This window comes from Peptostreptococcus sp., from assembly GCF_977045075.1.
Map to the genome: position 1 here is coordinate 1 of NZ_CDRRTB010000094.1, position 5,954 is coordinate 5,954.

The following is a 5,954-nucleotide window of genomic DNA, read 5'->3' on the forward strand; positions in this document are numbered from 1 at the left end:
ACTGCATTCATAGCTCCGTGGAAAGTAGACCACTTACCGATCTTTGGGTTATATCCATATGTCATTATAGATGACGTATTCGTTTCACCACCTAGTACTGGTATCTTGGCAACCATACCATTGGCTGGTGTAGCTTGGTACTTACCACCTAGTGGCATAATAATTGTATTACCACCTATAGTATTATCAAACTTCTCTACTAGTCCCCTCTGTGAACAAGTATTAAGGTCTGACATAGCTGCTAGGTACTTGTCTTCTATAGTCTCAAACTGGCTTGTTAGACTAGTCAAGTCTACATATCCAGATTCTGGGTCAATTCCCTCAACCCTTATATCTGTATCCTGCTTAGATCCATTTGTATCAAGGAAGGCCCTTCTTATATTTACTATATCCTTGCCATTCCAGTATATTCTTAGGTAGCCTGTATCTGTAACAGTTGCCACATGAGTAGCCTCTAAATTTTCCAGACCTGCCAACTCTATGAACCTATCCATATTTTCAGCATCTATAGCAACTGCCATTCTTTCCTGAGATTCTGATATGGCCAGCTCTGTACCGTCTAGGCCATCATACTTCTTAGGCACTAGATCAAGGTTGATATCTAGCGATTCGGCTATTTCACCTATAGCAACAGATACACCACCTGCACCGAAGTCATTACACCTTTTTATCATCCTTACAGCTTCTGGATTTCTAAAGAACCTCTGGATTTTTCTTTCATTAGGGGCATCACCCTTTTGAACCTCTGCAGAACAAGTAGAGATAGATTCCTCACTGTGCTCCTTAGATGATCCTGTTGCTCCTCCGCATCCATCTCTACCAGTTTTTCCACCTAGTAGGATGATTACGTCTCCAGCCTCTGGTCTCTTTCTAATTACATTTTCCTTTGGAGCTGCTGCTATTACTGCACCAACCTCCATTCTCTTGGCAACAAAGTTTTCATCGTATACCTCTGCTACCTGGCCAGTTGAAAGACCTATCTGGTTACCATATGATGAATATCCACTGGCTGCTTCTGTAGTTATCTTCTTCTGCATTAGCTTACCTGCTAGAGTATCCTCTAGGGAAGTTCTTGGGTCTGCTGATCCTGTTACCCTCATGGCCTGGTATACATATGACCTTCCTGACAATGGGTCTCTGATAGCACCACCAAGACAAGTTGCTGCACCACCAAATGGTTCTATTTCTGTTGGGTGGTTGTGTGTTTCGTTCTTGAACATTAGAAGGTATTCTTCCTTCTTACCATCAACCTCTACGTCTATATTTATTGAACAAGCATTTATTTCTTCACTTTCATCAAGGTCGGCTAGCTTGCCCTCCTTCTTTAGCTTTTTCATTGCTACAGTCGCCATATCCATTAGGCATATATCCTTGTCCCTGTCACCATAGACAAATTTCCTGTCTGCTAGGTACTGGTCATAGGTATCCTTTACTGGATCTGTAAACCTACCCCCTTCAATTTCTACATTTGCTAGCCTAGTCATGAAGGTGGTATGCCTGCAGTGGTCTGACCAATATGTATCTAGAACCTTTATCTCAGTTATAGTTGGATCTCTCTTTTCATCCTCTTTGAAGTAGACCTGGATACACTTTAAGTCTTCTAAAGTCATAGCAAGACCCATATCAGCTAGGAATTTTTCTAGGCCTGAAGAGTCTAGGTCTATAAATCCATTCAGGATAGCTACTGTCTCTGGTATTTCATATTCAAGAGCTAGGGTTTCTGGCTTGTCTAATGAAGCCTCCCTAGAGTCAACTGCATTAATAAGGTAGTCCTTTATCTTGTCAAATTCCTGGTCGCTAATAGTATTTTCTATAACTATTACCCTGGCAGAATTTATATTTGGTCTCTTTCCTTCATTTACGATTTCTGCACACATTGATGCCCAGTCAGCCCTCTGGTCATACTGGCCTGGTAGGTACTCAATGGCGAAGACTCTTTCATCACCCAAACCTGGTATTTCTTCATAGTAGACCTGGTCAAGATTAGGTTCTGAAAGAATAGTCTCAGCAACCTTCTTGTAGGCTTCCTGGCCTATACCCTCTACATCATACCTGTTAATTACCCTTAGCTTACCTACATTTATGTGTAGACTTTCTCTTATATCATTTTGCATTGCGAGAGACTCTAAAGCAAAACCGTCCTTCTTTTCAACAAAAACTCTACTTACCCTGCTCATAATCAACCCCTATATCCTTTCTATAGTGCATCCCTTCAAAACTTATCTTGTCTATATTCTTGTAGACATTCTTGGCAGCGGCCTCAACATCCTTGCCCCTAGAGCACACTCCTAGGACCCTACCACCGTTTGTAACTATCTTGTCTCCATCAAACTTAGTTCCACTATGGAATACCACTATACTGTCATCTACATCCTCCAGGCCACTAATTAGCTTGCCCTTTTCATAGTCCTCTGGATAGCCTCCAGATGCTAATACAACGCAGGCAGCTGCATCATCTGTATACTTGATATCTAAGTCTGCCAACCTATCCTCTGTAATTGCCAGCATTATCTCACTTAGGTCAGTTTCTAGCCTCATCAATACTGACTGAGTTTCAGGATCCCCAAACCTACAGTTATATTCAAGTACCCTTTCTCCATTTGGAGTAATCATTAGGCCTACAAATAGGATTCCCCTATAGTCAAGCCCATCTGCCTGGAATCCCTTAAGAGACTTTATCAATACCTCATCATAAACCTTCTTGGCTAGGTCTTCTGTATATATTGTACTTGGAGAGAAGGTTCCCATACCACCTGTATTTGGTCCCTTTTCAAGTTCAAATATCTTCTTGTGGTCCTTGGCTGATTCCATAGGTACTATTGTGTTCTTATCTACAAAAGCCAGTATTGAAGTCTCAATACCAGTCAAAAACTCTTCAACTACTACAAGGTTACCAGCGTCACCAAACTTTTTGTCTGCCATTATCATCTTTAGGGTAGCTATGGCATCCTCCCTATTTTCAGGTATTACAACCCCCTTACCAGCAGCTAGACCATCGGCCTTGATAACCACTGGATAGCCAAAGGAGTCTATCTCCTCTATGGCCTTATCTATATCTGTGTATTCCTTGTACTTAGCCGTAGGAATATCATGCCTCACAAAGAATTCCTTGGAGAATAGCTTACTACCCTCTAGTCTAGAGCAGGAAGCATCTGGTCCAAAGACCCTCAAACCCCTTTTTGCGAATACATCTGATATGCCCATTACTAGGGGAACTTCAGGTCCTACAACTGTTAGGTCTATCTTATTTTCCTCTGCAAAGTCTGCCAATCTATCTAATTCCGTATCCTTTATATCTAGGCAGTCAGCAACTGATGCTATACCTGCGTTACCAGGTGCACAGTAGACCTTTTCCACATTTTTTTCCTGGCTCAGCTTCCAACAGATGGCGTGTTCTCTTCCTCCACCACCTACCACTAAAATCTTCATACTCATCTCCCCCTATATTAATGCTTAAAGTGTCTGATCCCTGTGAATACCATGCTAATTCCTAGTTCATCACAGGCCTTGATTGAATCTTCATCCCTTATTGATCCACCCGGCTGAACGATGGCCTTTATACCATATTCAGCTGCCAATCTTACACAATCGTCAAATGGGAAGAAGGCATCGGATGCTAGGACCGCACCCTCGAAGTCTTTCTCATTTTTGTTATTTTCTATAGCGTTAGAAAGGGCCCATATTCTAGATGTTTGACCACATCCTACTGCCAAAGTCTGGCCATCCTTAACGATAGCTATGGCGTTAGACTTTAAGTTCTTTGCAACCTTCATGCCGAATTCCATATCTCTTAGCTGGTCATCTGTAGGCTGGACCTTAGTAACTACTTCACACTTGTCGGCTAAAACCCTATCCTTATCCTGAACCAATAGCTTTCCATCCAAGTACTTCATATCATATGCTTGCTTGCTATCCTCTATCTTGGCTAGCTTTAATATTCTTAGATTCTTCTTTTGCTTTAATACTTCTAGGGCATCCTGGTCAAAGTCATAAGCAACTACTATTTCCAAGAAGATTTCATTTATCTTTTCCGCTGTCGCCTTGTCTATCTTTGATGTAATTCCTAGGATACCACCAAATATTGATACCTTGTCGGCCTCAAAGCACTTCATATATGACTCATACACACTATCTGCAAGACCTACACCACAAGCATTTGAGTGCTTGATAGCCACACTGCATACCTGGTCTGAATCCTTGAATTCCCTCATAAATTCTAAGCAACCTGCTAGGTCATTTATGTTATTGAAGGATAATTCCTTACCGTGTAGCTGTTCATAATTTATAATTGGGTTCTTTGCATTAGGCTGGGAGTACATAAAGCCCCTCTGGTGACCATTTTCACCGTACCTAAGCTCTGAATCCTTTTCAAATGTAAGATTTAGTATATCTGGGAACTGGTCTCCTACCACGCCTGCAAAGTACGTAGATATAAGAGTATCATACCTAGCAGTTGTAGCAAAGGCCTTATAGGCTAGCTGCCTTCTGTCTTCTTCTGTCAAGCCTCCCTGAGACAACTTTTCAATCACCATACCATAGTCAGCTATATCAACCACAACTGTAACATCCTTGTAGTTCTTTGAGGCCGACCTGATCATTGACGGACCACCTATATCTATATTTTCGACTATTTCTTCATGGGACTTGCCACTCCTAACAGCACCTTCAAAGTCATATAGGCTAACTACAACCATATCTATAGACCCTATATTTAACTCATTTACTGTTTCTACATGTGAATTAAGATCTCTTCTATACAAGATGCCACCATGAATATATGGGTTAAGAGTCTTTACCCTTCCATCCAATATTTCTGGAAAGTTTGTAACTGATTCTACCTGCATTACATTCACGCCTGCTTCGTGAAGCTTCTTGAAGGTATTGCCTGTTGAAACTATCTCATATCCAAACTCATTTAATTTTTTACCAAATTCTACAAGACCAGTCTTGTCTGTAACACTTATCAAAGCCCTCTTCAATTCTATGTACCCCTTTCATACTAAATGCTCTATCCGCTTACTATACTTAACTTAAACCTGAACCTTAAATATCTAATCTCAACCAAAATGGTGAATATATCATTAGTTGTCTATAAATACCTTTCTTCCAACGACTCTTATCTTGTCATCGCAATAGTCGGCAACTACCTGACTTAAAATCCTATGCTCTATCTTCAAAACCCTCTGTTGTAGGTCTTGAGGACTATCCTCTGGAAGAACCTCTACAGTTTCCTGTCTGATTATAGGGCCTGTATCAGCATTTTCATCAACAAAGTGGACTGTAGCCCCACTTACCTTTACCCCGTATTCTACGGCTGCCTCATGGACCCTTAGGCCATAATATCCCTTACCACAAAAGGATGGAATCAAGGATGGGTGGATATTAATTATCCTGTTTTCAAATGCCTTAGTGAAATTAGGACCAAGTATCTTTAGGAAGCCTGCAAGGACTACTAGGTCTATTTGGCTTTCCTTCATAATATCAATAATAGCCTGCTCGTCCTTCTCAAATACTGCCCTTATATTATGGTTCTTGGCCCTTTCTAGACCATAAGCCCCTTCCTTGTTGGATATAACCAGTTTGATTTGACCATTTATCCTACCAGCTTCAACAGCATCGATTAAAGACTGTAGGTTGGTTCCACCACCAGATACTAGTACAGCTATATTCTTCATCAAAATACCTCTTTACTCTCTATATTATCCATCTAGACAGGCCTATTACCCTAAATGGGATTATCCACCTGCCCCATATTCCCTCTTATACTAGGTCTACACCCTCATGTGAATCTACTACACTACCTATGATATAGGCCTTGTCATCCATTAGGGCCTTGTACTTGTCCTCTACAAAGTCTACATTGTCACTAGGCCTATTATTGATGTAGTCTACTAGGCCCTGAGCCTCATCCTTGTCAACTATCATTACTAGACCAACACCCATGTTAAAGCTCT

The 5,954-nt window shown here is 41.1% G+C and carries 4 protein-coding genes and 1 pseudogene; all 5 read right to left on the reverse strand.

Annotation, left to right across the window (positions count from 1 at the left end):
• On the reverse strand, nucleotides 1–2,177 hold a 2,177-nt coding region (locus tag ACW6OJ_RS07170), incomplete at its 3' end, for a phosphoribosylformylglycinamidine synthase (RefSeq protein WP_456096154.1).
• A complete protein-coding gene (gene purD, locus ACW6OJ_RS07175) occupies nucleotides 2,161–3,429 on the reverse strand; it encodes a phosphoribosylamine--glycine ligase (protein WP_456096155.1) in 1,269 nt (422 codons plus the stop codon). The genes ACW6OJ_RS07170 and purD, both read right to left, overlap by 17 nt.
• A 17-nt stretch (nucleotides 3,430–3,446) precedes the next feature.
• On the reverse strand, nucleotides 3,447–4,979 hold the full coding sequence (gene purH, locus ACW6OJ_RS07180) for a bifunctional phosphoribosylaminoimidazolecarboxamide formyltransferase/IMP cyclohydrolase (protein WP_456096156.1): 1,533 nt from the start codon (nucleotides 4,977–4,979) through the stop codon (nucleotides 3,447–3,449).
• A 102-nt stretch (nucleotides 4,980–5,081) separates the two neighbouring features.
• Nucleotides 5,082–5,675 carry a phosphoribosylglycinamide formyltransferase gene (purN, locus tag ACW6OJ_RS07185; RefSeq protein ID WP_456096157.1) on the reverse strand — a complete coding sequence of 198 codons (594 nt, stop codon included), beginning with the start codon at nucleotides 5,673–5,675 and terminating at the stop codon, nucleotides 5,082–5,084.
• Nucleotides 5,676–5,760: 85 nt separating this feature from the next.
• Nucleotides 5,761–5,954, reverse strand: a pseudogene (locus ACW6OJ_RS07190) (phosphoribosylformylglycinamidine cyclo-ligase); the annotation flags it as partial.